This window comes from Kluyvera georgiana ATCC 51603 (genome assembly GCF_001654985.1).
Classification (GTDB): domain Bacteria; phylum Pseudomonadota; class Gammaproteobacteria; order Enterobacterales; family Enterobacteriaceae; genus Kluyvera; species Kluyvera georgiana.
This window is the reverse complement of the sequence record NZ_LXEU01000047.1, coordinates 17,217-39,083: the sequence shown is the minus strand read 5'-3', so window position 1 is coordinate 39,083 and position 21,867 is coordinate 17,217. Positions and strand designations below refer to the sequence as shown.

Genomic DNA, 21,867 nt, shown 5'->3' with positions numbered 1-21,867 from the left:
AAGAAAAATGTATGTTGTAACTAATGAAGAGTACTAGCGACAATACATCGCCCTCTTCGCGTTTGGCCACGCAACAAAACAAAAAACCCGGCGAGTGCCGGGTTTAAAGAGGCGATCGGGCCGCGATTAGCAGAGTGGCTGCACCGCTTTACGCATACCCTGAGTCAAGATAGCGTCGAGATCGGAAGAAACCTGTTCGACCAATCCGGAAACCTGTGTGAGATCTTGTTCCCAGTGTTCGCTGACGGACAGTACCGCGCTGACCAGATCGGTAGTGCTAATCTGTTGGTCACGATGCTGCGCCCACAGCTGCTGGTAACGTTCGATCCAGTGCGCATCATCCTGCACCGGGTAGGCTTCGCCGTTGCGTTCTGCACGATAGAAGGCAATCAGCGCGGCCAAAGCAAAAGTCAGACGAGCAGGCAGTTTACCGCTGGCCTTCTGGCCCGCCAGCAGCTGAGGAAGAATACGGGTACGGAATTTCGTCATCCCGTTCAACGCGATAGACAGCAGTTGGTGCTTGATGTACGGGTTACGGAAACGACCTGTTACCGCACTGGCAAAAGACTCCAGTTCGTCTTTCGGTAAATCCAGTACCGGGATAATTTCCTGATGAATCGCTTTTTCAACGAACGCGCAAATTTCTGCATCGTTCATTGCTTCCCCCACCGTATCAATACCGGCCTGGTAGGCGACCGGCACCAGTGCGGTGTGTGCGCCGTTCAGAATCGCAACTTTACGTTCTTTATACGGTTTGATGTCGTCAACGATCAGCACGTTCAGCGCCAGTTTATCCAGACGCAGTTCGCTGGCCAGCGATTTCGGCCCCTGAATCACGAACAGATAGAAGTGCTCAGCGGTATCGAGGAAACCGTCTTTATAACCCAGTTCGGATTCCAGCTGAGCGGCTTCATCACGTGGGTAACCGGTCACGATACGGTCAACGAGGGTTGAACAGAAAGCGTTAGACTCGTTCAGCCAGGTCATGAATTCAGCCGGCAGCGCCCACTCCTGCGCGTAGCGAACCACCAGCTCGTGCAGGGCTTCACCGTTATAATCAATCAGTTCGCAAGGAATGATTACCCAACCTTTATCCGCTGCACCGTTGAAGTGGCTGAAGCGCTCGAACAACAGACGCGTCAGTTTCGCCGGATAGCTAACCGCCGGCGCGTCGTCAAACTTATCGCCAGCGTGGTAGCTAATACCCGCTTCGGTAGTATTGGAAAACACAAAACGCATGTCCGGGTTGTGAGCCAGCTTGAGGAGTTCTGCGTAATCTTTATAGGCGCTGATTTCACGATTTACCGAACGGATCAGGCGCGCATCGCTAACCGCCTCCCCCTTTTCATTCAGGCCACGAATAATCGTGGTGTACAGGCCATCCTGAGTACTCAATGAAGGCGGAAAATCGCTGTCGATCGGACGAACGATAACCACGCCTGAATTCAGGTCGGTATGTTCGTTCAGCAGATCAATCTGCCAGTCAACAAACGCGCGCAGGAAGTTTCCTTCGCCAAACTGGATAATACGTTCAGGGTATTGGGCACCGGGGAAATCATGGCGGTTAAGTGTTTTCACAATGGGTTCCTTTCTGGATTAGTCATACAGCCTGCTCAATTGGTCTAATAACTTATCAGATTTTCCGCTTATGAAACCCTGTTTTGATCAAAACTGCGAGAATAAATAGTGAGTCTATAAAAATTTGTAAAAAATCGAGGTCGCCGTCAGCGCGCCGTCTGGCATAAGGGCATAGCGCGGCACTTCGCCCACTTTCTGCCATCCGCAGCGCTGATAGAAGTTTTCCGCCCCGCTGCCAGTGGCAGTATCCAGCACCAGAACGTTTTTCCCCGCATCAACCGCAACCGCTTCCAGGCGCAGCATCAACGCTCGCGCAATACCACCGCGACGGGCGCGTTCGTGTACTAACAGTTTCGCCACGTCGGCACGATGCGGTTGGTTTTCTGGCTGATCGATAATCAGTTGCACGGTACCGACAATCGTCTGGTCGACATCTTTGGCCACGAGAACCACGCGTTCATCGCGCCCAACGCTGGCGGCAGTTCGCCGCCAGAATGCCAGCGCGGTATCGTGATGAAAAGGCAGCATAAAGCTAACGGATGCACCGCCGTTGACGCAGTTGGTCAGTACGTCAGACAGCGGATCAAGATGGGCAAGAATATCCGTTTCAGAAAAGGTATGCAGCGTGAATGATGAATTCATAATGGCCTCCAGAAAAATAAGGCCACTACTATTACGTTAACCTTTTGATAACACGATAGGTTAAATCATCGCATTTACTTATGATGTGCTAATGCGCAAAAATCTGGTTTTTACCACGGCGCTTTGCCTCATACAGCGCGCTGTCCGCCGCCTGTAGCCAGTCGGAGACTTCCAGCATTTCCGGCAAGGCGTCGGCAATCCCAATGCTCAGCGTGAGCGTCTGGCGATCGTTCGGGCGCTCCGTCACCACCACCGTGGCGTCCATAATTCGCTGGGCGATTGACCGTCCTGCCTCAAGCGTGGTATCCGGAAGCAGGATTACGAACTCATCGCCGCCCAGGCGGGCCGGAGTATCGGTTGGGCGGGTCGCCATCTGCAAAATTTGCGACACGGTTTTGAGCATCACGTCGCCCACCTTATGGCCGTAGCGATCGTTAATTTCTTTGAAATTGTCGAGGTCGATAAACATCAGCAGCGAATGGCCGCAGTCCCGTTTTAATCGAATCAATTCCCATGAAATACGCTGCTCCAGCAGACGACGATTGGCGATGTCCAGCAGCGGGTCGAGCATCGCAATTCGTTCAAGTTCCTGGCTCTTGAGCCGCAGCTTAACGGCTATGCTATCGGTAAGCAGACTCAGCGCCAGCACATATAATGAAATCAGCGGCAGCGTCGCCAGTATCGTGCGTTGACTCACCTCGCCGTGAAACGGCATGCCCATCAGCGCCCAGCTAATCGCAAATCCCCCCAGCATCGCTAGCGCGGCTTTACGCATCAACGCTTTACCGCCTGCGGAGAGCCTGTCGGTGAGTAGGATCGTCGCAATCGCGACTGACGGAAGCGGATTCAACGCCATCATCGCTATCCAAAAGCCCCCGACGCCGGCATCCCATAACAGATTCTGTTGTTCAACCAGCCGAGGCACCGGCGCCAATATGGCGCGCATATACGCCACCGTTGGCCAGAGAAAAGCGTTCAGCGCCAGTAAAATCTGCAAAAAATGAGGCCGATGAAGTTCGGTAAGTACTGATAAAATAGGGAGAAAACAGAGGAAGGTGCCAAGCATCCGCATCAGATACATCCGTCTGACAAACCGGGTTCCTGTCACCCCATTATTCGTAATAAGTTTGCCAAATCTATTCATAACACAATTTATTCCGATACGACGCCCGGCTTATCATATTGAGCGCAGCATGTCGAATCAAGCTATCAAAATAGATAGATTTTCAGAATAAACTTAGCCGTGTTAGCGATCTCGGCGGTTCATCTGGATGACCAACCAATGGTGGATAACACTAACGATGTAACGTTGTTGATCCGCCGTCAGCGCCTGTCCCTGCGGGATATGGTGCCATTTCTCCAGACAGCCGCGACAGCAGGTGGCGGTGGCGTGCTGAGCGATAAACACCGGATGCCCGCGCATGGGAGTCTGCTTACCGTCATTTTTGGGCTGCGCGGGCGCCAGCCGCCCGGCGATAAAATCTGCCGCGTGGCTATCGATAACCTCCGGGCCTTTATCAATACAATACTGCCGCTCTTTTACGCCAAGGCGAAAGCGACTGCGGAATGTGGATCGCTGCAGCCGCGCAAACAAACTGTCGAAGGTATCCATCAGTAAACCGAACGTCCTATCTGCTGCGTGAGTTTTTCCAGCGCTGCCACGCCCGCCAAAGAGTTACCCGCGTCATCCAGTTCGGGGCTCCAGACGGCAATCGCCATTTCGTGCGGTACGATTGCGACCACGCCGCCGCCCACGCCAGATTTTGCCGGTAGTCCGACTCGCCAGGCGAACTCTCCGGCGTTCTGATACATGCCGCTGGTTGCCATCAGGGCGTTGACCTGTCGCGTCTGCATGGGGGTGATGACCGGCGCGTCGAGATGCAGCGCCTGCCCCTGGTTAGCCAGGAACAGGAAGGTTCTCGCCAGCTCTACGCAGTTCATCTCCAGCGCACAGTAATGGAAATAGTTTTGCAGCACGGTCGCCACATCATGATGAAAATTACCAAAGGACTTCATCAGCCAGGCGATGGCAGCATTACGCGCCGAATGTTCAAACTCCGAGCGCGCGACCTGCGCGTCGTAGCCGATATTCGACACGCCGCTCAGCTTACGCACGATCTCCAGCATCCGCTGGCGCGGTGCGCTAAGCCGCCCTTGCAGCATATCGCAGACGACCAGCGCGCCAGCGTTAATAAACGGATTACGCGGAATACCCTGCTCGATTTCCAGCTGTAAAAGAGAGTTAAACGGCTGGCCAGAAGGATCTTTACCCACACGCGACCAAATCTCCTCCGCCTGATAGTGATTCATCGCCACGACCAGACTGAGAACTTTGGAAATCGATTGAATAGAGAATCGCTCGTTGGCGTCGCCAGCGCTAAAGTGCTGCCCATCGACGGTACTGATCGCGATCCCCAGTTTTTTGCCGCTAACGCAGGCCAATGCCGGAATATAGTCCGCCACCTTCCCCTGCCCAATCAGCGGCCTGACGTCGTCGAGGATCGACGCCAGCATGGCATTATTGATAACCGTAGCCACTTACCACTCCTTGCCCACAGGCTATTTTCGGCCAGGGAGTATAGCAGAGCGTAAGGGCTACGTCGTTTCGCTTATCGACGATCTTTCCATACCGTCTGAACGTTACAGAACTCGCGCAGGCCAAAATGCGACAGCTCACGGCCAAAGCCGCTTTTTTTCACGCCGCCGAAGGCCACGCGCGCATCGCTGGCACTGTAGCCGTTGATAAACACGCCACCGCACTCCAGCTCGTCGGCAAAACGCTGCGCCTGCGTCGGATCGGCGGTAAAGACCGTTGCCGACAAACCAAACTCACTGTCGTTCGCCAGCGCCAGCGCGTGATCGGCATCGCGTGCGACGGTGATTGCGGCCACCGGGCCAAACATCTCCTGGCGGAAGGCGGTCATCGTCGGCGCCACATTCGCCAGCACGGTGGCCGGATAATAGTTGCCTTCACTGCTCAGCAGCTCGCCGCCCAGCAATAGCGTCGCCCCTTCGTTAATCGTCGCCATCACCTGACCATGCAGCTCATCGCGTAAATCAAACCGCGCCATCGGGCCGAGATAATTTGCTTCATCGCGCGGGTCGCCCATTTTCAGCGCCGCAGCGGCAGCAACAAACTTGTCGGTGAACCGCTCGGCAATGCCCGCTTCGATGATAAAGCGCTTCGCCGCCGCACAGACCTGTCCGGTATTCTGATAGCGGCCAATCACCGCCGCTTGCACCGCCGTATCAATGTCCGCATCGTTGAGCACGATGAACGGATCGGAACCGCCCAGCTCCAGTACGCATTTTTTCAGCGCGGCTCCCGCCTGCGCCCCAATCGCCTTACCCGCACGCACGCTACCGGTAACGGTGACAGCGGCAATACGGGGATCGTTAATGATTTGGGAAACACCATCATTGGTGGCGTTCACCCAGTTAAAGACGCCTGCCGGAACGCCCGCTTGCGCGACGATGTCGCCAATCAGCGCCGCACAGCCCATGACGTTCGGCGCGTGCTTGAGTAGATAGCTGTTACCCGCCAGCATAATCGGCACCGCACCACGCAGAACCTGCCACAGCGGAAAGTTCCAGGGCATTACCGCCAGCACCGGCCCCAACGGACGGTACTCGATCACCGCCTGATGGTTTTCCACCTGAGTCGCTTCAGTCGCCAGCATCACCGGGCCATGTTCGGCATACCAATCGCACAGATGGGCAGATTTTGCCACTTCACCGCGCGCCTGATTAATGGGTTTACCCATTTCCCGGGTGATGCACTGCGCCATCTCTTCAGCCCGTTCACGCAGAACACGGCCAATGGCGCGCAGAGCATCGGCACGTTGAGCGACGGACGTTTTGCGCCACTGACGAAAAGCGTTATCGGCCAGGGTAATCGCCAGATCTACGTCAGTAGAGGACGCCCACGGCAGCGCGGAGAGTGTTTCGCCATTGGCCGGGTTAACGGAGACGGCATGGGTTGCAGGTGAAGTCATCTTTTTCTCTCTGATTGATTGCATCATGGTGACATCCTCACCTATTCTTTCGTTTATGAAAACTGAATAATATTAACCAAACCATTCACAAAATGAGAAAGTCATGGATTTAACCCAGTTGGAAATGTTTAACGCTGTCGCCCAAACGGGCAGCATTACTCAGGCCGCGCAGAAGGTTCACCGCGTACCCTCTAACCTGACTACCCGCATTCGCCAACTGGAAGCCGATCTTGGCGTCGAGCTGTTCATTCGTGAGAACCAACGCTTGCGCCTCTCGCCAGCCGGGCACAGCTTTCTGCGCTACAGTCAGCAAATTCTCGCGCTGGTTGATGAAGCCAGAATGGTCGTCTCTGGCGACGAGCCTCAGGGGCTGTTTGCACTCGGGGCGCTGGAAAGCACCGCCGCCGTGCGCATTCCGCAGACGCTGGCGTGCTATAACCGTCGCTATCCGCGGATCCAGTTTGATCTGGCCACCGGCCCCTCCGGTACCATGATCGACGGCGTGCTGGAAGGCACACTGAGCGCCGCTTTTGTCGATGGCCCGGTGATGCATCCCGGTCTCGACGGCATGCCGGTCTATCAGGAAGAGATGATGATTGTCGCCGCCCACGGCCATCCGCCGATTACCCGCGCCAGTGAGGTCAACGGCACCAGCATCTACGCGTTTCGCGCCAACTGTTCCTATCGTCGTCATTTTGAGAGCTGGTTTCATAGCGATCAGGCAACGCCGGGGCGTATTCACGAGATGGAGTCTTATCACGGCATGCTGGCCTGTGTGATCGCCGGAGCCGGGTTGGCATTAATGCCGCGTAGCATGCTGGAAAGTATGCCTGGCCATCATCAGGTCTCCGCATGGCCGCTGGCCGAGAAATGGCGCTGGCTAACGACCTGGCTGGTGTGGCGGCGTGGGGCAATGAGCCGCCAGCTGGAAGCGTTTATTGCGCTGCTTGATGAACCTGCGTTACCAGCGACTTTGTCATAAATACGCTTAGCGGATCCGGTTGATACGGTGCGAACGCCTCGCAAATTTGATAGCCGCAGCGCGTGTATAGATTAATAGCCGCATGCTGATGAATCCCGGTTTCCAGCTGCAACGTAATGCACCCGCGTTGCAGCGCCACCGCCTCCAGCGCCGCCAGCAGCTTTTCGCCCAGTCGCTGGCCGCGGTGCGCCGGGTCAATAAATACGCGCTTCATTTCACCGTAACCGTCTTCATCCAAAACAATCGCACCGCATCCGACAGCCGTTTCATCCTGACGAATTAGCATAACGATAATCTGATTTTCCGGCAGCGCCGAGAGGTCAATCAGGTGGTTGCTTTCTGCCGGATAGAGCGTGCTCTGGTATTTATCCAACTCGTGAATCAGTGCGCTAACGTGCGGATTGGCGGGAGAAGTGATGGCGATCGTGTACATGGCAGGCTCCTGTTTATTGTTATCCTCCCACTCTACCATTCGCCCTCATCGCGTCTCATAGTATTAACTTATATTGTGGGTTGAGTATTGCGCTAACCACTTGTTAACGAGTAGCTTTATCCCCTGTCGTTTGTCCATGAAATGGAATAACCATGAACACTAAAGCCCGTAAAGTCATGATCATCGGCGCCGGAAACGTTGGCGCGTCAGCCGCTTATGCGCTGCTGAATCAGAATATTTGCGAAGAACTTATCCTGGTCGACCTCAACAAGACCCGCGCCGAAGCGCATGCTCAGGATCTGAGCGATGCCGCCGCCTATATGCCCGGTATGATGACCATCTCCTGCCGTGACGCCAGCGACTGCGCCGATGTGGATATCGCCGTGATCACCGTGTCCGGCGGCGCATTAAAGCCGGGGCAAACCCGCCTGGATGAGCTAAAAAGCACCGCCAAAATCGTCCACAGCATCGTGCCGCAGATGATGGCCGGCGGCTTCAACGGCATCTTTCTGATCGCCACTAACCCGTGCGATATCATCACCTGGCAGGTTTGGCAGCTTTCCGGCCTCCCTCGTAGTCAGGTGATCGGCACCGGCGTATGGCTGGATACCACGCGTCTTCGCCGCAAATTAGCGCAGGACCTGGATATCGGCGCGCAAAGTATTGACGCCTTTATTCTCGGCGAGCACGGCGACAGCCAGTTCCCGGTCTGGTCACACTCATCCGTCTATGGCTCGCCAATCGAACAGGTTTATCGGCACCGTACCGGCCGGGAACTTGACCGCCAGGCGATGGCCGACAGCGTGCGCAAGCTGGGTTTTGAGATCTACGCCGGTAAAGGCTGTACCGAGTACGGTATTGCGGGAACCATTGCCGAGATCTGCCGCAATGTCTTCACCGGCAGCCACCGTGCACTGGCCATCTCCTGCATTCTGGATGGCGAATATGGCGTAAACGGCGTCGCTATCGGCGTGCCGGCCGTACTGGCGCAAAGCGGCGTTCAGCAGGTCATTGAGCTGCAACTGGAGGCGGACGAACAGGAAAAGTTCGCCCGGTCGGTTGAGGTGATTAAAGCGAATATTGCGCTGCTACCGTAAAAATAGGCCCCGTTAGCCCGCAATGGTCAAGCGGGGATTGGTTTTGCCCAGCAGTCGCCGCGTGTCGTCGTTTAAATGATTGTCGGTAATGATGTCGGTCAGTGAATCGAGATGCGCGATATTAAACAACGACCATGCACCGTATTTGGAACTATCCGCCAACAATACGCGACGTTGCGCATTGGCAATTAAGTCTCGCTTGAGCGCCGCCTTCTCTTCAGTTGGCGCCGTAATCCCTTTTTCCAGGTCCCAGCCGTTACAGCTGAGAAATGCCAGATCGGGCCAGACATTTTGCAACAGCCGACGTCCGTGCTCACCAATACATGACTGGCTGCTGTCATCAATGCGACCACCAATAATCGTCACCTCGATTTGCTTAAATTCGGCGAGAAACAGCGCGATGTGCAGATCGCTGGTGATCACACGCAGCGGTAGATGCGTAATTTGCCGTGCAAGCTCAATCATAGTAGTACCCGCGTCCAGCACGATAGCATCACCGGGTTTCACCAGCGCTGCTGCGGCACTGGCAATGGCCTGTTTTTCCTGCAGGCTACGCTGCGACTTTTCAACCGTTGTCGGCTGGGAAGGAATAAACCGGTTGAGGGTCACGCCGCCGTGGGTGCGGCTGATGACGCCTTCCTGATCGAGTTTAATCAGGTCTCGGCGAATCGTGGCGGGCGACGCATTGGTTGCCGCAACCAGCTGTTCGACTGTCACCAGATTATGGCTTTTTAAAAAGTCCATAATCTGCTCTAACCGGTTATATCCCTTCATGTTATTCCTGTGATATTTGCATGGCGAGCGCAATGGAGGTTGCCATGCTCTCAGACTTCGCTTTACCTGTCCAGGCAATATCAAATGCCGTACCGTGGTCGGCAGAAGTACGAATAAATGGCAGCCCGGCGGTAATATTAACGCCGTCATAAAAGCCTAACAACTTCAACGGAATATGCCCCTGATCGTGGTACATCGCGACCACAATATCGTACTGCCCTTCGTGACATTGCATAAACACAGTATCCGGTGGACACGGCCCGGTTGCGTCAATGCCCTCCGCTTTCATCGCCGCGACCGCCGGGGCCACAATGCGAATTTCCTCATCGCCAAACAGACCGTTTTCCCCGGCATGCGGGTTCACGCCGGCGACGGCAATGCGCGGCTGGCGGATACCGACACGTTTCAGGAAACGATCCGCCACGCGGATCACCGTCGCCACCCGCGGCTGGCTTAGGGTATCAAGGAACTGGCGCATGGAGATGTGCGTCGTAATATGAATCACCTTCAGGCGATCGGTATACAGCACCATGGCGTAGTCTTTGGTCCCAGTCAGACGCGCCAGCATTTCCGTGTGCCCGGGGAAATTATGCCCGCCAAGATGCAGGGCTTCCTTATTCAGCGGCGCGGTAGCAATCGCTTTAACCTCTCCAGCCAGCGCCAACTCCGTAGCTTGCTTAATACAGCGGTAGGCTAAATCGCCCGCCTGCGCCTGGACGATCCCGGGCTGAAGCGCCCCGGGGTCTGCCAGTGGTTCATCAATAATATTGATTGTCCCGGCGGTAAACTGCGCCTGGGAGGGGTGGTCGATCACCCGCAGCTCAGCGTGGGGGGTAATATTTAACGCCAGAATACGACGTAAGGTTTGCACACAGCCAATCACCACCACCGGAGCGCCATTCAGCTCCCCCTCTATCAACGACTTAATAATAATTTCCGGGCCAATGCCCGCCGGGTCGCCCATCGTTACTGCAATGATGTTAGTCACTCATTTTCTCCTCAATAAAATCAACAACTTCGCGCAACGTTGTCTCGCTGCCGAAACCGCCTGCTTTGGTCATTACCGGGCGTTGCCAGCGGCTACCCAGGAAAAAGCCATAGGGGACGCACTGCGCCACCCGGCCCGTAATGTGAAAACCGGTCGCCTGCAGGCGCGTGGCAACGGCGATGGCCACGTCACCGCCGGAAAGGTACAGCGCGCCGGGCTGGCAGTTCTCAAGCGCCAGCTCAACAAGCTGCGCGAGATGGCGGCAAATTTGCTCGCCTAACTGGGCACGTGCTATCCCATGCCGCTGACACTGCGCGTCAATACCGGCGCGGGTCTGTGCATCGGACGGGGTAGAAACCACGCAGTGGTTTCCCTGCCGTATCGCCACAGCAATGGCCTGGGCATCGAAAGTTCTTTCGCCGGTAAAGGCATGTTGTACGTCTATTTCAACGTGCACGACGCGTGGGCGCGCGCCGAGCGCGGCAATTTGCCGTTGAGCAATTTCGCTCATTGACCCCACCACCGCCAGCAGCGGCCCGGATGGGTAGCGCTGCATATGTCTCGCTAGCGCTTCGCAAATTCCGGCTGACCCCGCCAACAGTAGCCGCGTTTTGCTCCGCGCGACGACGGCAATAATGGTGTCGAGATCGTCATCTGTTTGCGCATCCACAATCAGCACGCGAAGGGTTTTCTCCCTCACGGCGAGTGCCTGCGGCAGCGTTTCGGCCGTGACGCTTTCGCATTTCATGGTGCTTTGTAGACCGATCAGGGCGGCGATATCCGCCTGCTGCACGGGGGTTTTCGGATCGCTGGCAAACTCGGTATCGGTCAACAGCAACCCGTTGACATAGCACTTGCCTCCATCCGTCACCCGCCCGGCCGCCGGATACGCCGGAGCCAGCACCGCCACCGGGCTGCCCAGCGTACGCATGGCGGCTTCCAGCTCGCTGCCCACATTGCCGCGCAGCGTTGAATCCAGCTTCTTGACTATCCAGCGGGGATGGCGGTCGGTTATTGCGTCCTGAAGCAAAGACGCAATACGCTGGCTGGCGTTCGCGGCAGATAAAGCCCGGCTATCGCTGTTGAGGATCAGCGCCTGAGCGCTGCTCTGCTGGCGGGCGTCGAAAGCCACCTCCACCCGCATCCCCACCTCGGCCAGACACACGCCAGCATCGTTGGCGCCGGTAAAGTCATCGGCCAGCACCAGCACACTGTTATCGCAGTGGCGCATCGTTTTTCCTTCTAGCTGTATTAAATGTCGTGAATGATTATATTCAATCACATTTGATTAAATGTGAGCAAGCTCAAGTTATTAAATGGGCGGATAAATTATAAATTCTCGCCATGACGTGATGACTGCTAATACATGATTGATTATTTTCAATCATTTTGAGGAGAAGAGAGTGGCAACGATAAACAGCACCGTTATCAGCGGTGCAGGAGCATTCGGCGCACTGGCGCCGCTGCTGGCAGGAAAGCAACGCATTCTGCTGGTCACCGACGCCAACGTGGGCCGATTAGACGCCGCGCTGACGATCCGTACGATCCTCGAGGCCGAGGAGCGCGAAGTTCGAGTCATTGATAGCGTGCCCGCCGAACCTTGCCAGCACGATATGGTACAAGTCGTACAGGCCATCAACGGCTGGCAGCCAGAGATGATCGTCGGCGTTGGCGGCGGCAGCGTACTGGATGCGGCCAAGCTTCTTTCGGTGCTGCTGCATTCGCACTCACCGGGCCTGGACGCACTGCTTGAAGGCGTCAAGCCAACCCACAGAATCACTTCTTTACTGATTCCGGCCACTGCGGGCACCGGTTCGGAAGCCACCCCGAATGCTATTCTTGCCATCCCGGAACAGAACACCAAGGTGGGCATTATTTCGCCGGTGATGCTGCCGGATTATGTCGCCCTGCTGCCAGAGCTCACCACCAGCATGCCTGCACATATTGCTTCGTCAACCGGGATTGATGCGCTCTGCCATCTGCTGGAATGCTTCACCGCTACGGTAGCCAACCCGGTCAGCGATAACGCAGCGCTGATCGGGTTGCGTAAACTGCTGGCCAATATTGATGCCGCCGTCACGCAACCTCGAAATCTGAGCGCGAAACTCGAGATGCTGTGGGCATCGTATTACGGTGGCGTCGCCATTAACCATGCGGGCACCCATCTGGTCCACGCTCTTTCCTACCCGCTTGGCGGGCGCTATCACCTGCCGCATGGCGTGGCGAACGCCATTTTGCTGGCGCCCAGTATGGCCGTTGTTCGCCCTTATGCGGTGGAGAAATTTGCCCAGGTCTGGGATTTAATCCCTGACGCGGACGCTTCGCTGAGCGAGGAAGCCAAATCGCACGCGCTGGTCGACTGGCTGGCGGCGCTGGTGAAACGCCTGCAGCTACCCGACAACCTTGTCGCTCTCGGTGTACCTGCCGACAGTATCGACACATTATGCGACGCCGCGCTGAACGTGAAACGTTTATTGAATAACGCGCCCTGTCGCGTCAGCAAGGACGATGTTCTGGCTATCTACCGCACGCTGTTTCCCGTGCGCTAACCCATAAGGAGTTCATCATGAGTCATCCCATTTCCGGCGTATTAACGGCTATCGTGACCCCATTTACCGATGACGGCGCGCTGAATATCGCCGAACTCAAACGCCAGGTGAGTCGCCAGATTGCCGCAGGCAACGGTATTTTCTGCGGTGGTACCAACGGCGAGTTCTTCGTGCTTAATGAAGATGAAAAAGTGGCCGTGGCTGCCGCCTGCGTCGAGGAAGCGGCGGGACGCGTTCCGGTCGTGGCGCATATCGGCGAGGTTTCGACTCGCGAAACGATCCGCCTCGGCCAGCGTATCGCAGCGCTGGGCGTTGATGCCGTGTCGGTGATTACGCCGTGGTTCGTGCCGCTGAAACAAGATGAGCTGATCGTTCACTATACCGCCATCGCCGACGCGCTGAGCGTACCGATGTTCCTGTACAACATTCCTGCTCGCACCGGCAACACCATTGAGCCGCAAACCGCGCGTCAGCTCGCCGCCCACCCCAATATCATTGGTATTAAAGACAGCGCAGGAAGCTATGACAGCCTGAAAGGTTTCCTCGACGCCGTACGAAATGTGACTGATTTTCATGTCCTCAATGGCCCCGATTCTCTGATTCATCAAGGTTTCATCGACGGTTGCTCTGCCTGTATTTCCGGACTGGCCAACGTAGCGGCTGCGGAAATCAACCAAATCTGGTCGCGTTTTCACGCTGGCGATATCGCAGGGTCGCGCGAAGCGCAGGAGAACGTCACCGGACTGCGTACCGAACTCTATAAAATTGCTTTCTCCCCGGCAGTGGTAAAAAAGGCGCTACAGATTATGGGCTATAAGGTTGGCGCGAGCCGATATACGGTTCAGTTCAGCCCGGAGCAATTACAGAAAATTAAACAGATCTGTCAACAATATCATTAACCATTGTAATTAACCTGTGCCGGGTTTTTCCCGGCATGCCTTAACAAATACAATAACATTAATTATGCACCTGATTGTCGCGCGGTAAATTCGACAATCAAATTTAATGCAGCATTAACCCATAGAACATCTGAGAATTAATTAATTCAGTTCTGCAAGCTTTGTCTCTATTAAAGGATTTTAGCAATGTTAATATGGTTGTTAGACCCCGATATTTGGTTAACGTTAGTCACGCTCACCTTCTTAGAAATTATTCTCGGGGTTGATAATATTATTTTTCTTTCACTGGTGGTGGCAAAACTGCCCGCAGCACAGCAAAACCTCGCCCGGAGAATGGGGCTTGGCGGAGCGATGATAATGCGCATTCTGCTGCTGGTGTCCATTGCGTGGCTGGCGCACCTGACGGTACCGCTGTTTACGCTTATGCACTTCCCGGTCTCTTTCAGAACACTAATTCTATTATGCGGGGGGCTGTTTTTAATCTATAAATCGTGCCAGGAAATCCGCTGCGAAATCCGGCAAGAGGAAGAAGCGCACGGCGAAGGACGGAATCAGCTATCGCTGGCGGGCGCAATTGTCCAGATCATGCTGTTAGATATTGTCTTTAGCCTCGACTCGGTTATTACTGCAGTCGGTTTATCGCAGCATATTTTCATTATGATTTCCGCCGTTATTATCGCGGTTGGGGTAATGATGTTTGCGGCCAAAGCTATTGGCGATTTCGTTAACGCGACACCATCAATAAAAATACTGGCACTCACTTTTCTGCTTTTTGTTGGCGTACTGCTGGTTGCCGACAGCATAGAAATTCACATTGCTAAAGGTTATCTCTATTTCGCGATTTTCTTCTCATTAACCGTGGAGATTATCAACATTATTCGCAATAAAAAAATCATCACCGTCTCAAATCAACACAATCCGTTAGCACAACTGGAAATTAACAAATAAAACCCGATTTAAAAATGGAGTCTGATTATGTCTGTAACCCTACTTCGTGACGGCATTATTCGCCCGCATAGCCAGGAAATTCAAATTGAAACGGCAATGCTGCCTTCAGCTTGCCCGCAAAATCATGCCGCTAATTTGCTCCCGCTGCCGGACGGTTCACTGATGTGCGTCTGGTTTGGCGGCACGCAGGAAGGCATCGCCGATATCTCCGTGTGGGGATCGCGTTTGCCGCCGCAAAGCGATCGGTGGAGTGAGGCGCAAAAACTCTCCTGCGACGATAGCCGTTCCGAGCAAAACCCGGTGCTGTTTCTCGCCCCGGACAACATCCTTTGGTTGCTGTGGACTGCACAGCTCTCAGGCAATCAGGATACCGCAATCGTCCGCTATCGCCAGTCTCACGACCTCGGTCGCACCTGGGGTGAGATTGCGACTCTGCTCGACCAACCTGGTACCTTTATCCGTCAGCCGATAACGGTGCTGAACAACGGTAATTGGCTGCTACCGGTGTTCTATTGCCGTACGCAACCAGGTGAAAAATGGGTCGGCAATGATGATGTCAGCGCAGTGAAAATCTCCTCTGACGGTGGTAAAAGCTGGCGCGACGTTGCGGTGCCGGAGAGCCTGGGCTGTGTGCATATGAATATCACCACCCAACCTGACGGTAAGCTGATTGCGCTCTTCCGCAGCCGCTGGGCCGATAACATCTATTACAGCCAATCCAGCGACGGCGGCGAAAGTTGGTCCATACCTGAAGCCACCGTGCTGCCCAACAATAACTCATCTATTCAGGTCACTACGCTTGCCAGCGGTGAGTTAGCGCTGGTCTTCAACCAGATGAGCGCTGAGGGTGCGCTGGAGCGTCGCGCTTCTCTGTACGACGAAATCGACGACGGCGACAGCAGCCGTAAAGAGCCTGAAGCCACCGGCGGGAAAACCGCGTTCTGGGGCGCGCCGCGTGCGCCGATGACCGTCGCCATCTCCGCCGACGGCGGGAAAAGCTGGCCGTGGCAGCGCCATCTTGATGAAGGCGACGGCTATTGTATGACCAACAATTCGCTGGATAAACGTAACCGCGAGTTCTCCTATCCAAGCATCAAACAGGGCCAGGACGGCATGCTGCACATTACCTACACCTATTTTCGCCAGGCCATCAAGTACGTCCGCGTATCAGCAGACTGGGTTAAGGAATCCACACGATGATCATTGGTAATCTCAATGCCCTGCAGATGGCCGGGCTTCCCAACGAAATACGGCAATTGCTTTCCCGGGCTGACTGTTCACTTCCGGCGCTCATGGCGCGAGAAGATGGGCGCTGGCAGCCTGAGGGGTGCGCCTGGTTTTGCACCCTCAGCGACGCGCTGACGCAGCCCGTGACTCAACGCCACACCGAATACCACCGGGATTGGGCTGACATTCAGGTCATGCTCGCGGGTTGTGAACTCATTCGCGCTGGCGTGCGCTCTGTCGCGCAGGAAGGAGATGAGGAACGCAAACCGGATCTGTTTATTACCCACCACGGTAACCCCACGGTTGACATCACCCTTCAGTCGGGAGATTTCGCGCTATTTATGCCGGGCGAACCACATCAGGCCTTGTGCCTGGTTGACTCCCCAGTAACGGTGCGGAAGGCCGTATTTAAGATACCTCGTGCGATGCTCGTAGCATAAAGGAGCTTCTCAATGACAACGGAAATGATTCTGGCACTCGGGATATTGGTCCTGATGATCGTACTGATCATGACGGATAAACTTCCCTTTGGCGCGCCACCACTGCTTGCCTGTCTTCTACTGGTTGTCTGCAAAGTGTCGACGATTCAACAGGCCTTCGCCGGGTTTGTGAACTCGACGGTCATTATGCTGGCGGGTTTTATGGTCGTGATGGCTGGATTACAGAAAACACGCCTCATCAGCAGTATCAAAACGGCGATGATGGTCCATCTCAATCGCGGTGGTTATAAAAGTTATATTCTGCTACTGATGATCGTTATGCTTGGTGCGAGCCTCGCTGGCACTGGTGCGACGGGTTACTACGTGCTCATTCTCTCGCTGATCGCCTCACTGCCGTACAGCAAGAAATTGCCGACGTCAAAACTGGTCATGCCATTAGGTTTTGCGACCAATCATCCGCTGATTCCGATTAACGTCGCATTACTTTTCGGCGTCACCGTCTCCGTATTACAAGCGTCGGGGATTAATCAGGAAATTTCAATGATGAAATTCGCCCTGGTTAACCTGGTTATGTCGGCTGCCTATTTTGCCTGGAGCCTGGTGGCTTATCGCTTTTTGCCCGACCACCCCATTGCCGATGCAAGTGATAATACTGCAACGCAGGAAGACGAGACGGCGACACTGCCGGCCTGGAAAGAGAAGTGCACCGTGGGCGCATTTTTCTTCAGCGTTATTGGCATGATGCTGATGAGCACATTAGGCGATATCGCCTATATTGCTCCTGGTTTGGCAGGCGCATTCTTGCTCTTTATTGGCGTGCTCGATTTCAAAGAAGTCCGGGACAATATGGGGGCTCCGGTCATTATCATGACCGCCTGCGTCATTGGCGTGGCTGATGCACTGGCGGGTACCGGTGTTACCGCGATGATCGGTAATGCGGTGGCGGGCGTACTGGGCACCAACGTATCACCTTTCATCTTTATCCTGATTTTAGCCTTGTTAACCAGCACCTGCGCAACGTTTACCGGTTCAACAATTGGTTCGATTTTCATTTTTGGCCCTATTGGTATCGCGGCCTGTACTGGGCTTGGTCTGAACCCAACGGCGGCCGCTATCGCCATCACCATTTCCGGCTGGAACGGCGGCTATATGCCGATTGATGGTATGCCAGCGATGATCATGGGGATGGGAAAATACAAAATGTCAGAATTCTGGCTTTTCACCGTCCCGATGTATCTGATCCGTATTGTCGCCCTGTGCGCAGGTGCAATTATTATCTTCCCGGTGTAAAGACCCACAAGAATTAGCCTTCCTCTTTAACCCGGCTGAGCACAGCGACGCCGGGTTAATCCAGAAACACCTTGCCCTGCAAATAGGTTCTCGCCTTCCCGCTCATGAGGACCCGTTCTCCCCGCCACTCGCAGCGCACATCGCCGCCGCGGGCGGAGACCTGACGCGCCAGCATCTGCGTTTTCCCTAACGTCTCGCCCCAGTAAGGAATCAACATCGTGTGCGCCGAACCGGTCACCGGATCTTCCCATACCGCTTCACCCGGCGAGAAGAAACGGCTGACAAAATCGTATTCGCCGTCGCCTTTCGCTGTTACTGAGACTTTATGTTCGCCCGGTATCATCGCGCCGATATCCGGTTGCAGTGCTTCAACCTGTTGCCGATTCTCCAGTTCAATAACCCATGCTCTGCCTTGACGCGCCTGGCGATACTCGCTGATACCGAGCGCACGCAGCATCTCTTCTGGCGGCACAGCTTCTTCGGTCACGCTGATGGGGAAATCCAGCGTCAGCCATTCACCGCTACGCGTCACGGTTAAGCGCCCGGAGAGCGTCTCGAAATGAACCCGTTCATCCGGATAGTCGAGATAGTTGAACACCACATGGGCGCTGGCCAGCGTGCCGTGACCACAAAGGTTAACCTCATCCCGGGTGGTAAACCAGCGCAACGCAAAGCCGCCCGGCTGCTTAACAATAAATGCGGTTTCCGACTGATTATGTTGTTGCGCCATCTTGAGCAGCAGGTCATCTGCGGGCCATTCTTTCAGCAGACAGACGGCCGCCGCGTTGCCGCCAAAGGCCCGGTCACTAAAGGCATCAACCATAAAAAAATCAATCTCGTACATATTATTCCTCTGCGTTGTATCCACGTTATCGCAAACTGACACAAAATCTTAACAACGACAAGCCCCTTTCCCCTCATATTATGTGACACTGTCACTATGAAATAAAAATGAGATCCAAATCACATAATGATTGTATTTGCAGCAATAATAGCTTTAAGATCCCACGTCTCTTCATTTATCTAACGCCCCCGGTGCATTATCTATGACAACAAACGCCGTCTCTCGTCGGATCGCGTGGCTTCGGGTAGTCACGCTGGCCGTCGCTGCCTTTATTTTTAATACCACTGAGTTCGTTCCGGTTGGCCTGCTGTCGGACATCGCAGACAGCTTTGGCATGCAGACCGCCGAAGTCGGTATTATGTTGACCATCTACGCATGGGTCGTCGCGCTGATGTCGCTACCGTTTATGCTGTTGACCAGCCAGATGGAGCGCCGCAAGCTGCTGATCGGACTCTTTGTCCTGTTTATTGCCAGCCACGTGATCTCGTTCCTCGCGTGGAACTTCACGGTGCTGGTCGCCAGCCGTATTGGCATTGCCTTCGCCCACGCGGTGTTCTGGTCGATCACCGCCTCGCTGGCCATTCGGATGGCGCCAGCGGGAAAACGCGCGCAGGCCCTGAGTCTGATTGCGACCGGCACGGCGCTGGCGATGGTTTTTGGTATTCCGATTGGTCGCATCGTCGGCCAGTATTTTGGCTGGCGCACCACCTTCTTCGCCATTGGCGTGGGGGCACTGATTACGCTGCTGGCCTTAATTAAGCTGCTGCCGCGTCTGCCAAGCGAACATTCTGGTTCCCTGAAGAGCCTACCGGTGCTTTTCCGTCGCCCGGCGCTGATGAGCATCTACCTGCTGACCGTTGTAGTGGTCACCGCCCACTACACCGCCTACAGCTATATTGAGCCCTTTGTCCAGACCGTGGCCGGGCTGAGCGGCAACTTTGCCACCGTGCTGCTGCTGATTCTCGGCGGCGCGGGGATCATCGGCAGCGTGCTGTTTGGCAAACTGGGTAACCTGCATGCTTCCGCACTTATCAGCAGCGCGATTGGCTTGCTGCTGGTATGTCTGCTGCTGCTGTTGCCAGCGGCACAGGATGCCACCCATCTGGCGGTGCTGAGCATCTTCTGGGGGATCGCAATTATGGTGATTGGCCTGGGTATGCAGGTAAAGGTGCTGGCGTTAGCGCCGGACGCCACCGATGTCGCCATGTCGCTATTCTCGGGTATTTTCAATATCGGGATTGGCGCGGGTGCGCTGTTGGGCAGCCAGATTAGCACCCATATGTCGATGTCATCTATCGGCTACGTGGGCGCGGCGCCTGCGCTGGCGGCGTTTATCTGGGCTGCAATCATTTTCCGCCGCTGGCCTACGGCGTCGTTAGAAGAACAGGCGCATCAGCATTAAAACGCGTTATCAGGCCGGGTGAAAGTCCCGGCCTGATTTGCCTCAGGCAGGATAGGTTTTAATAATCTCCAGCACGCCGTTAATAATAAACTGCACCCCCATGCAGACCAGCAGGAAGCCCATCAGACGCGAAATCGCCTCGATGCCGCCTTTCCCCACCAGGCGCATGATCGCCCCGGAACTGCGCAGGCAGCTCCATAAAATCACCCCAACCAGCGCAAAGATAATCGGCGGCGCGACCAGGACAACCCACTCCGGGAAGTTGACACCATGCTTCACCGTTGAGGCCGAGCTGATGATCATCGCAATGGTGCCAGGGCCTGCGGTGCTGGGCATCGCCAGCGGCACAAAGGCGATATTGGCGGTCGGCTCTTCCTGCAGCTCTTCGGACTTACTGCGCGCTTCCGGTGAGTCATGCGCCTTCTGTTGCGGGAACAGCATGCGGAAACCAATAAAAGCGACAATCAGCCCGCCGGCAATACGGAGGCCAGGTATTGATATCCCAAATGTATTCATCACCACCTGGCCTGCATAGTAGGCCACCATCATGATAGCGAAAACGTAAACGGAAGCCATCAATGACTGCCGGTTACGCTCCGCGCTGTTCATATTCCCCGAAAGGCCAAGGAATAGCGCGACGGTGGTTAGCGGGTTAGCCAGCGGTAGCAACACCACCAGACCTAGCCCAATTGCCTGAAAGAGTTCCTTCATAAGCGTTTAAAAATCCTGTCTGTTTTACGGAAAAAATCGGCCTGTACGCCTGGTCGCCGCCCTTTTGTACAGCATCTCTTGCTACGGGTTGCTCCTCTACAGGATATCCTATTTAGGCCTTCCTGAAGCGTTTTAGCAATTCGTGGCATCGTTCAACCCATTCAGTTGACTTATGGTTGCGTGAGAAATAATATCCATCGCAACTAAAGTACTTGCCAGGGCAACCATTGTGAACAGCACAAGCGATCTCTTCAATGAAATGATTCCACTTGGGCATTTGATTCACCTGGTTAACCAAAAGAAAGATCGCTTACTCAACGAGCATTTATCGCCAGAAGACATTACCGCCTCACAGTTTAGGGTGCTGTGCTCTATTCGTTGTAAAGGCAGTATCACCCCCGTGGAATTGAAAAAAACCTTGTCGGTGGATCTGGGCGCGCTCACCCGCATGCTTGACCGTTTGCTGTGTCGGGGCTGGATAGCCCGGTTACCCAATCCAAGCGACAAGCGGGGTGTATTGATTCAGTTGACGCCGGAAGGCGCAGCCATTTGTGAACAATGCCATCTGCTCGTTGGGCAAAACCTGCACCAGGAATTAACAAAAAACTTAACGGCAAATGAAGTTGCAACACTCGAGCTTCTGCTTAAAAAAATATTGCCGTAAACAGAAGAAGAGGTAAGACGATGTCCAGACGTAACACTGACGCTATTACTATTCATAGCATTTTGGACTGGATCGAAGATAACCTGGAATCGCCGCTGTCGCTTGAGAAAGTGTCCGAACGTTCCGGTTACTCCAAATGGCACCTGCAGCGAATGTTTAAAAAAGAGACCGGTCATTCATTAGGTCAGTACATTCGCACCCGTAAGCTGACGGAAATCGCCCAGAAATTAAAAGAAGGTAATGAGCCGATTCTGTATCTGGCCGAACGCTACGGATTTGAATCTCAGCAGACGTTGACGCGGACGTTTAAAAACTATTTCGACGTGCCGCCGCACAAGTACCGCGTCACCAATATGCACGGAGAGTCTCGCTATCTCCACCCTATTAATCACTGTGTTTGTTAA

General features: G+C 54.7%; 23 protein-coding genes. 11 read left to right on the top strand and 12 right to left on the bottom strand.

Translation table 11 applies throughout. The annotated features are described in order from the left end of the window. Positions 1–126: 126 nt before the first annotated feature. From M989_RS11560 to sad, 6 genes are all read right to left on the bottom strand, one after another. A complete protein-coding gene (locus M989_RS11560) occupies positions 127–1,578 on the bottom strand; it encodes a tagaturonate reductase (RefSeq protein WP_064545390.1) in 1,452 nt (483 codons plus the stop codon). A gap of 114 nt (positions 1,579–1,692) precedes the next feature. Beyond that, positions 1,693–2,220, bottom strand: coding sequence for a GNAT family N-acetyltransferase (locus M989_RS11555; protein ID WP_064545388.1), 528 nt, complete (start codon positions 2,218–2,220; stop codon positions 1,693–1,695). An 88-nt stretch (positions 2,221–2,308) separates the two neighbouring features. Further along, positions 2,309–3,301: a sensor domain-containing diguanylate cyclase gene (locus M989_RS11550; protein WP_064545386.1), complete on the bottom strand. Its 993-nt coding sequence runs from the start codon at positions 3,299–3,301 to the stop codon at positions 2,309–2,311. A gap of 165 nt (positions 3,302–3,466) precedes the next feature. Continuing rightward, complete coding sequence (locus tag M989_RS24585; protein ID WP_065358077.1) at positions 3,467–3,832, bottom strand: DUF4186 domain-containing protein; 366 nt, start codon at positions 3,830–3,832, stop codon at positions 3,467–3,469. Next, positions 3,832–4,758: a glutaminase B gene (gene glsB, locus M989_RS11540; RefSeq protein ID WP_064545382.1), complete on the bottom strand. Its 927-nt coding sequence runs from the start codon at positions 4,756–4,758 to the stop codon at positions 3,832–3,834. The genes M989_RS24585 and glsB overlap by 1 nt, the downstream gene beginning before the upstream one ends. Before the next feature lie 71 nt (positions 4,759–4,829). After that, the gene (gene sad, locus M989_RS11535) at positions 4,830–6,215 is read right to left on the bottom strand and encodes a succinate-semialdehyde dehydrogenase (protein ID WP_064545449.1); all 1,386 of its coding nucleotides are present in this window, start codon (positions 6,213–6,215) and stop codon (positions 4,830–4,832) included. A gap of 103 nt (positions 6,216–6,318) precedes the next feature. On the opposite strand from sad, the gene ptrR reads away from it, so the two are divergent. Further along, on the top strand, positions 6,319–7,197 hold the full coding sequence (gene ptrR / locus M989_RS11530) for a putrescine utilization regulator PtrR (protein ID WP_064545380.1): 879 nt from the start codon (positions 6,319–6,321) through the stop codon (positions 7,195–7,197). Here the strand turns inward: ptrR and M989_RS11525 are convergent. Continuing rightward, on the bottom strand, positions 7,151–7,630 hold the full coding sequence (locus M989_RS11525; RefSeq protein WP_064545379.1) for a GNAT family N-acetyltransferase: 480 nt from the start codon (positions 7,628–7,630) through the stop codon (positions 7,151–7,153). The two genes, ptrR and M989_RS11525, sit on opposite strands and share 47 nt — an antisense overlap. A 152-nt stretch (positions 7,631–7,782) precedes the next feature. Here M989_RS11525 and M989_RS11520 point away from each other — a divergent pair, with 152 nt between their 5' ends. Further along, complete coding sequence (locus M989_RS11520; RefSeq protein WP_064545377.1) at positions 7,783–8,727, top strand: L-lactate dehydrogenase; 945 nt, start codon at positions 7,783–7,785, stop codon at positions 8,725–8,727. Between the two features lie 12 nt (positions 8,728–8,739). Here the strand turns inward: M989_RS11520 and M989_RS11515 are convergent, their stop codons facing one another. From M989_RS11515 to dtnK, 3 genes are read right to left on the bottom strand one after another with little or no spacing between them, the layout of a single operon-like run. Then, positions 8,740–9,501 carry a DeoR/GlpR family DNA-binding transcription regulator gene (locus M989_RS11515; protein WP_064545375.1) on the bottom strand — a complete coding sequence of 254 codons (762 nt, stop codon included), beginning with the start codon at positions 9,499–9,501 and terminating at the stop codon, positions 8,740–8,742. Position 9,502: 1 nt separating this feature from the next. Beyond that, positions 9,503–10,489, bottom strand: a complete 987-nt coding sequence (locus tag M989_RS11510) for a D-threonate 4-phosphate dehydrogenase (protein WP_064545373.1) — start codon at positions 10,487–10,489, stop codon at positions 9,503–9,505. Further along, entirely contained in the window at positions 10,482–11,720 is a 1,239-nt protein-coding gene (dtnK, locus tag M989_RS11505) for a D-threonate kinase (protein ID WP_064545371.1), read from the bottom strand. The genes M989_RS11510 and dtnK overlap by 8 nt, the downstream gene beginning before the upstream one ends. A 172-nt stretch (positions 11,721–11,892) precedes the next feature. Between dtnK and M989_RS11500 the strand changes: the two genes are divergently transcribed. From M989_RS11500 to M989_RS11475, 6 genes are all read left to right on the top strand, one after another. Then, the gene (locus M989_RS11500) at positions 11,893–13,038 is read left to right on the top strand and encodes an iron-containing alcohol dehydrogenase (RefSeq protein WP_064545370.1); all 1,146 of its coding nucleotides are present in this window, start codon (positions 11,893–11,895) and stop codon (positions 13,036–13,038) included. Positions 13,039–13,055: 17 nt separating this feature from the next. Beyond that, a complete protein-coding gene (locus M989_RS11495; RefSeq protein WP_064545367.1) occupies positions 13,056–13,937 on the top strand; it encodes a dihydrodipicolinate synthase family protein in 882 nt (293 codons plus the stop codon). 186 nt (positions 13,938–14,123) lie between these two features. Continuing rightward, positions 14,124–14,885 (top strand): TerC family protein, encoded by a 762-nt coding sequence (locus M989_RS11490; RefSeq protein ID WP_064545365.1) that lies wholly within the window; start codon positions 14,124–14,126, stop codon positions 14,883–14,885. Positions 14,886–14,912: 27 nt separating this feature from the next. Then, complete coding sequence (locus tag M989_RS11485; RefSeq protein ID WP_064545363.1) at positions 14,913–16,085, top strand: sialidase family protein; 1,173 nt, start codon at positions 14,913–14,915, stop codon at positions 16,083–16,085. Continuing rightward, positions 16,082–16,552 (top strand): NanQ anomerase/TabA/YiaL family protein, encoded by a 471-nt coding sequence (locus M989_RS11480; RefSeq protein ID WP_064545361.1) that lies wholly within the window; start codon positions 16,082–16,084, stop codon positions 16,550–16,552. Before M989_RS11485 ends, M989_RS11480 begins: the two co-directional genes overlap by 4 nt. A 12-nt stretch (positions 16,553–16,564) precedes the next feature. Further along, complete coding sequence (locus M989_RS11475) at positions 16,565–17,842, top strand: SLC13 family permease (RefSeq protein WP_064545359.1); 1,278 nt, start codon at positions 16,565–16,567, stop codon at positions 17,840–17,842. Positions 17,843–17,897: 55 nt separating this feature from the next. Here M989_RS11475 and M989_RS11470 read toward each other — a convergent pair whose 3' ends face one another. Continuing rightward, complete coding sequence (locus tag M989_RS11470) at positions 17,898–18,686, bottom strand: PhzF family phenazine biosynthesis protein (RefSeq protein ID WP_064545357.1); 789 nt, start codon at positions 18,684–18,686, stop codon at positions 17,898–17,900. A gap of 202 nt (positions 18,687–18,888) precedes the next feature. Between M989_RS11470 and M989_RS11465 the strand changes: the two genes are divergently transcribed. Further along, positions 18,889–20,088, top strand: coding sequence for a sugar transporter (locus M989_RS11465; protein WP_064545355.1), 1,200 nt, complete (start codon positions 18,889–18,891; stop codon positions 20,086–20,088). A gap of 42 nt (positions 20,089–20,130) precedes the next feature. Here the strand turns inward: M989_RS11465 and M989_RS11460 are convergent, their stop codons facing one another. After that, the gene (locus tag M989_RS11460; RefSeq protein WP_064545353.1) at positions 20,131–20,799 is read right to left on the bottom strand and encodes a MarC family NAAT transporter; all 669 of its coding nucleotides are present in this window, start codon (positions 20,797–20,799) and stop codon (positions 20,131–20,133) included. A 229-nt stretch (positions 20,800–21,028) separates the two neighbouring features. Between M989_RS11460 and marR the strand changes: the two genes are divergently transcribed. Both marR and marA read left to right on the top strand, forming a co-directional pair. After that, positions 21,029–21,463 carry a multiple antibiotic resistance transcriptional regulator MarR gene (gene marR, locus M989_RS11455; RefSeq protein ID WP_064545351.1) on the top strand — a complete coding sequence of 145 codons (435 nt, stop codon included), beginning with the start codon at positions 21,029–21,031 and terminating at the stop codon, positions 21,461–21,463. Between the two features lie 20 nt (positions 21,464–21,483). Further along, on the top strand, positions 21,484–21,867 hold the full coding sequence (gene marA / locus M989_RS11450) for an MDR efflux pump AcrAB transcriptional activator MarA (protein ID WP_064545350.1): 384 nt from the start codon (positions 21,484–21,486) through the stop codon (positions 21,865–21,867).

Coding starts and splice junctions, on each gene's coding strand:
- M989_RS11555 (WP_064545388.1), bottom strand. CDS start 2,220: ATGAATTCATCATTCACGCTGCATACCTTTTCTGAAACGGATATTCTT.
- M989_RS11550 (WP_064545386.1), bottom strand. CDS start 3,301: ATGTATCTGATGCGGATGCTTGGCACCTTCCTCTGTTTTCTCCCTATT.
- M989_RS24585 (WP_065358077.1), bottom strand. CDS start 3,832: ATGGATACCTTCGACAGTTTGTTTGCGCGGCTGCAGCGATCCACATTC.
- sad (WP_064545449.1), bottom strand. CDS start 6,215: ATGACTTCACCTGCAACCCATGCCGTCTCCGTTAACCCGGCCAATGGC.
- ptrR (WP_064545380.1), top strand. CDS start 6,319: ATGGATTTAACCCAGTTGGAAATGTTTAACGCTGTCGCCCAAACGGGC.
- M989_RS11525 (WP_064545379.1), bottom strand. CDS start 7,630: ATGTACACGATCGCCATCACTTCTCCCGCCAATCCGCACGTTAGCGCA.
- M989_RS11520 (WP_064545377.1), top strand. CDS start 7,783: ATGAACACTAAAGCCCGTAAAGTCATGATCATCGGCGCCGGAAACGTT.
- M989_RS11515 (WP_064545375.1), bottom strand. CDS start 9,501: ATGAAGGGATATAACCGGTTAGAGCAGATTATGGACTTTTTAAAAAGC.
- dtnK (WP_064545371.1), bottom strand. CDS start 11,720: ATGCGCCACTGCGATAACAGTGTGCTGGTGCTGGCCGATGACTTTACC.
- M989_RS11495 (WP_064545367.1), top strand. CDS start 13,056: ATGAGTCATCCCATTTCCGGCGTATTAACGGCTATCGTGACCCCATTT.
- M989_RS11490 (WP_064545365.1), top strand. CDS start 14,124: ATGTTAATATGGTTGTTAGACCCCGATATTTGGTTAACGTTAGTCACG.
- M989_RS11485 (WP_064545363.1), top strand. CDS start 14,913: ATGTCTGTAACCCTACTTCGTGACGGCATTATTCGCCCGCATAGCCAG.
- M989_RS11480 (WP_064545361.1), top strand. CDS start 16,082: ATGATCATTGGTAATCTCAATGCCCTGCAGATGGCCGGGCTTCCCAAC.
- M989_RS11475 (WP_064545359.1), top strand. CDS start 16,565: ATGACAACGGAAATGATTCTGGCACTCGGGATATTGGTCCTGATGATC.
- M989_RS11470 (WP_064545357.1), bottom strand. CDS start 18,686: ATGTACGAGATTGATTTTTTTATGGTTGATGCCTTTAGTGACCGGGCC.
- M989_RS11465 (WP_064545355.1), top strand. CDS start 18,889: ATGACAACAAACGCCGTCTCTCGTCGGATCGCGTGGCTTCGGGTAGTC.
- M989_RS11460 (WP_064545353.1), bottom strand. CDS start 20,799: ATGAAGGAACTCTTTCAGGCAATTGGGCTAGGTCTGGTGGTGTTGCTA.
- marA (WP_064545350.1), top strand. CDS start 21,484: ATGTCCAGACGTAACACTGACGCTATTACTATTCATAGCATTTTGGAC.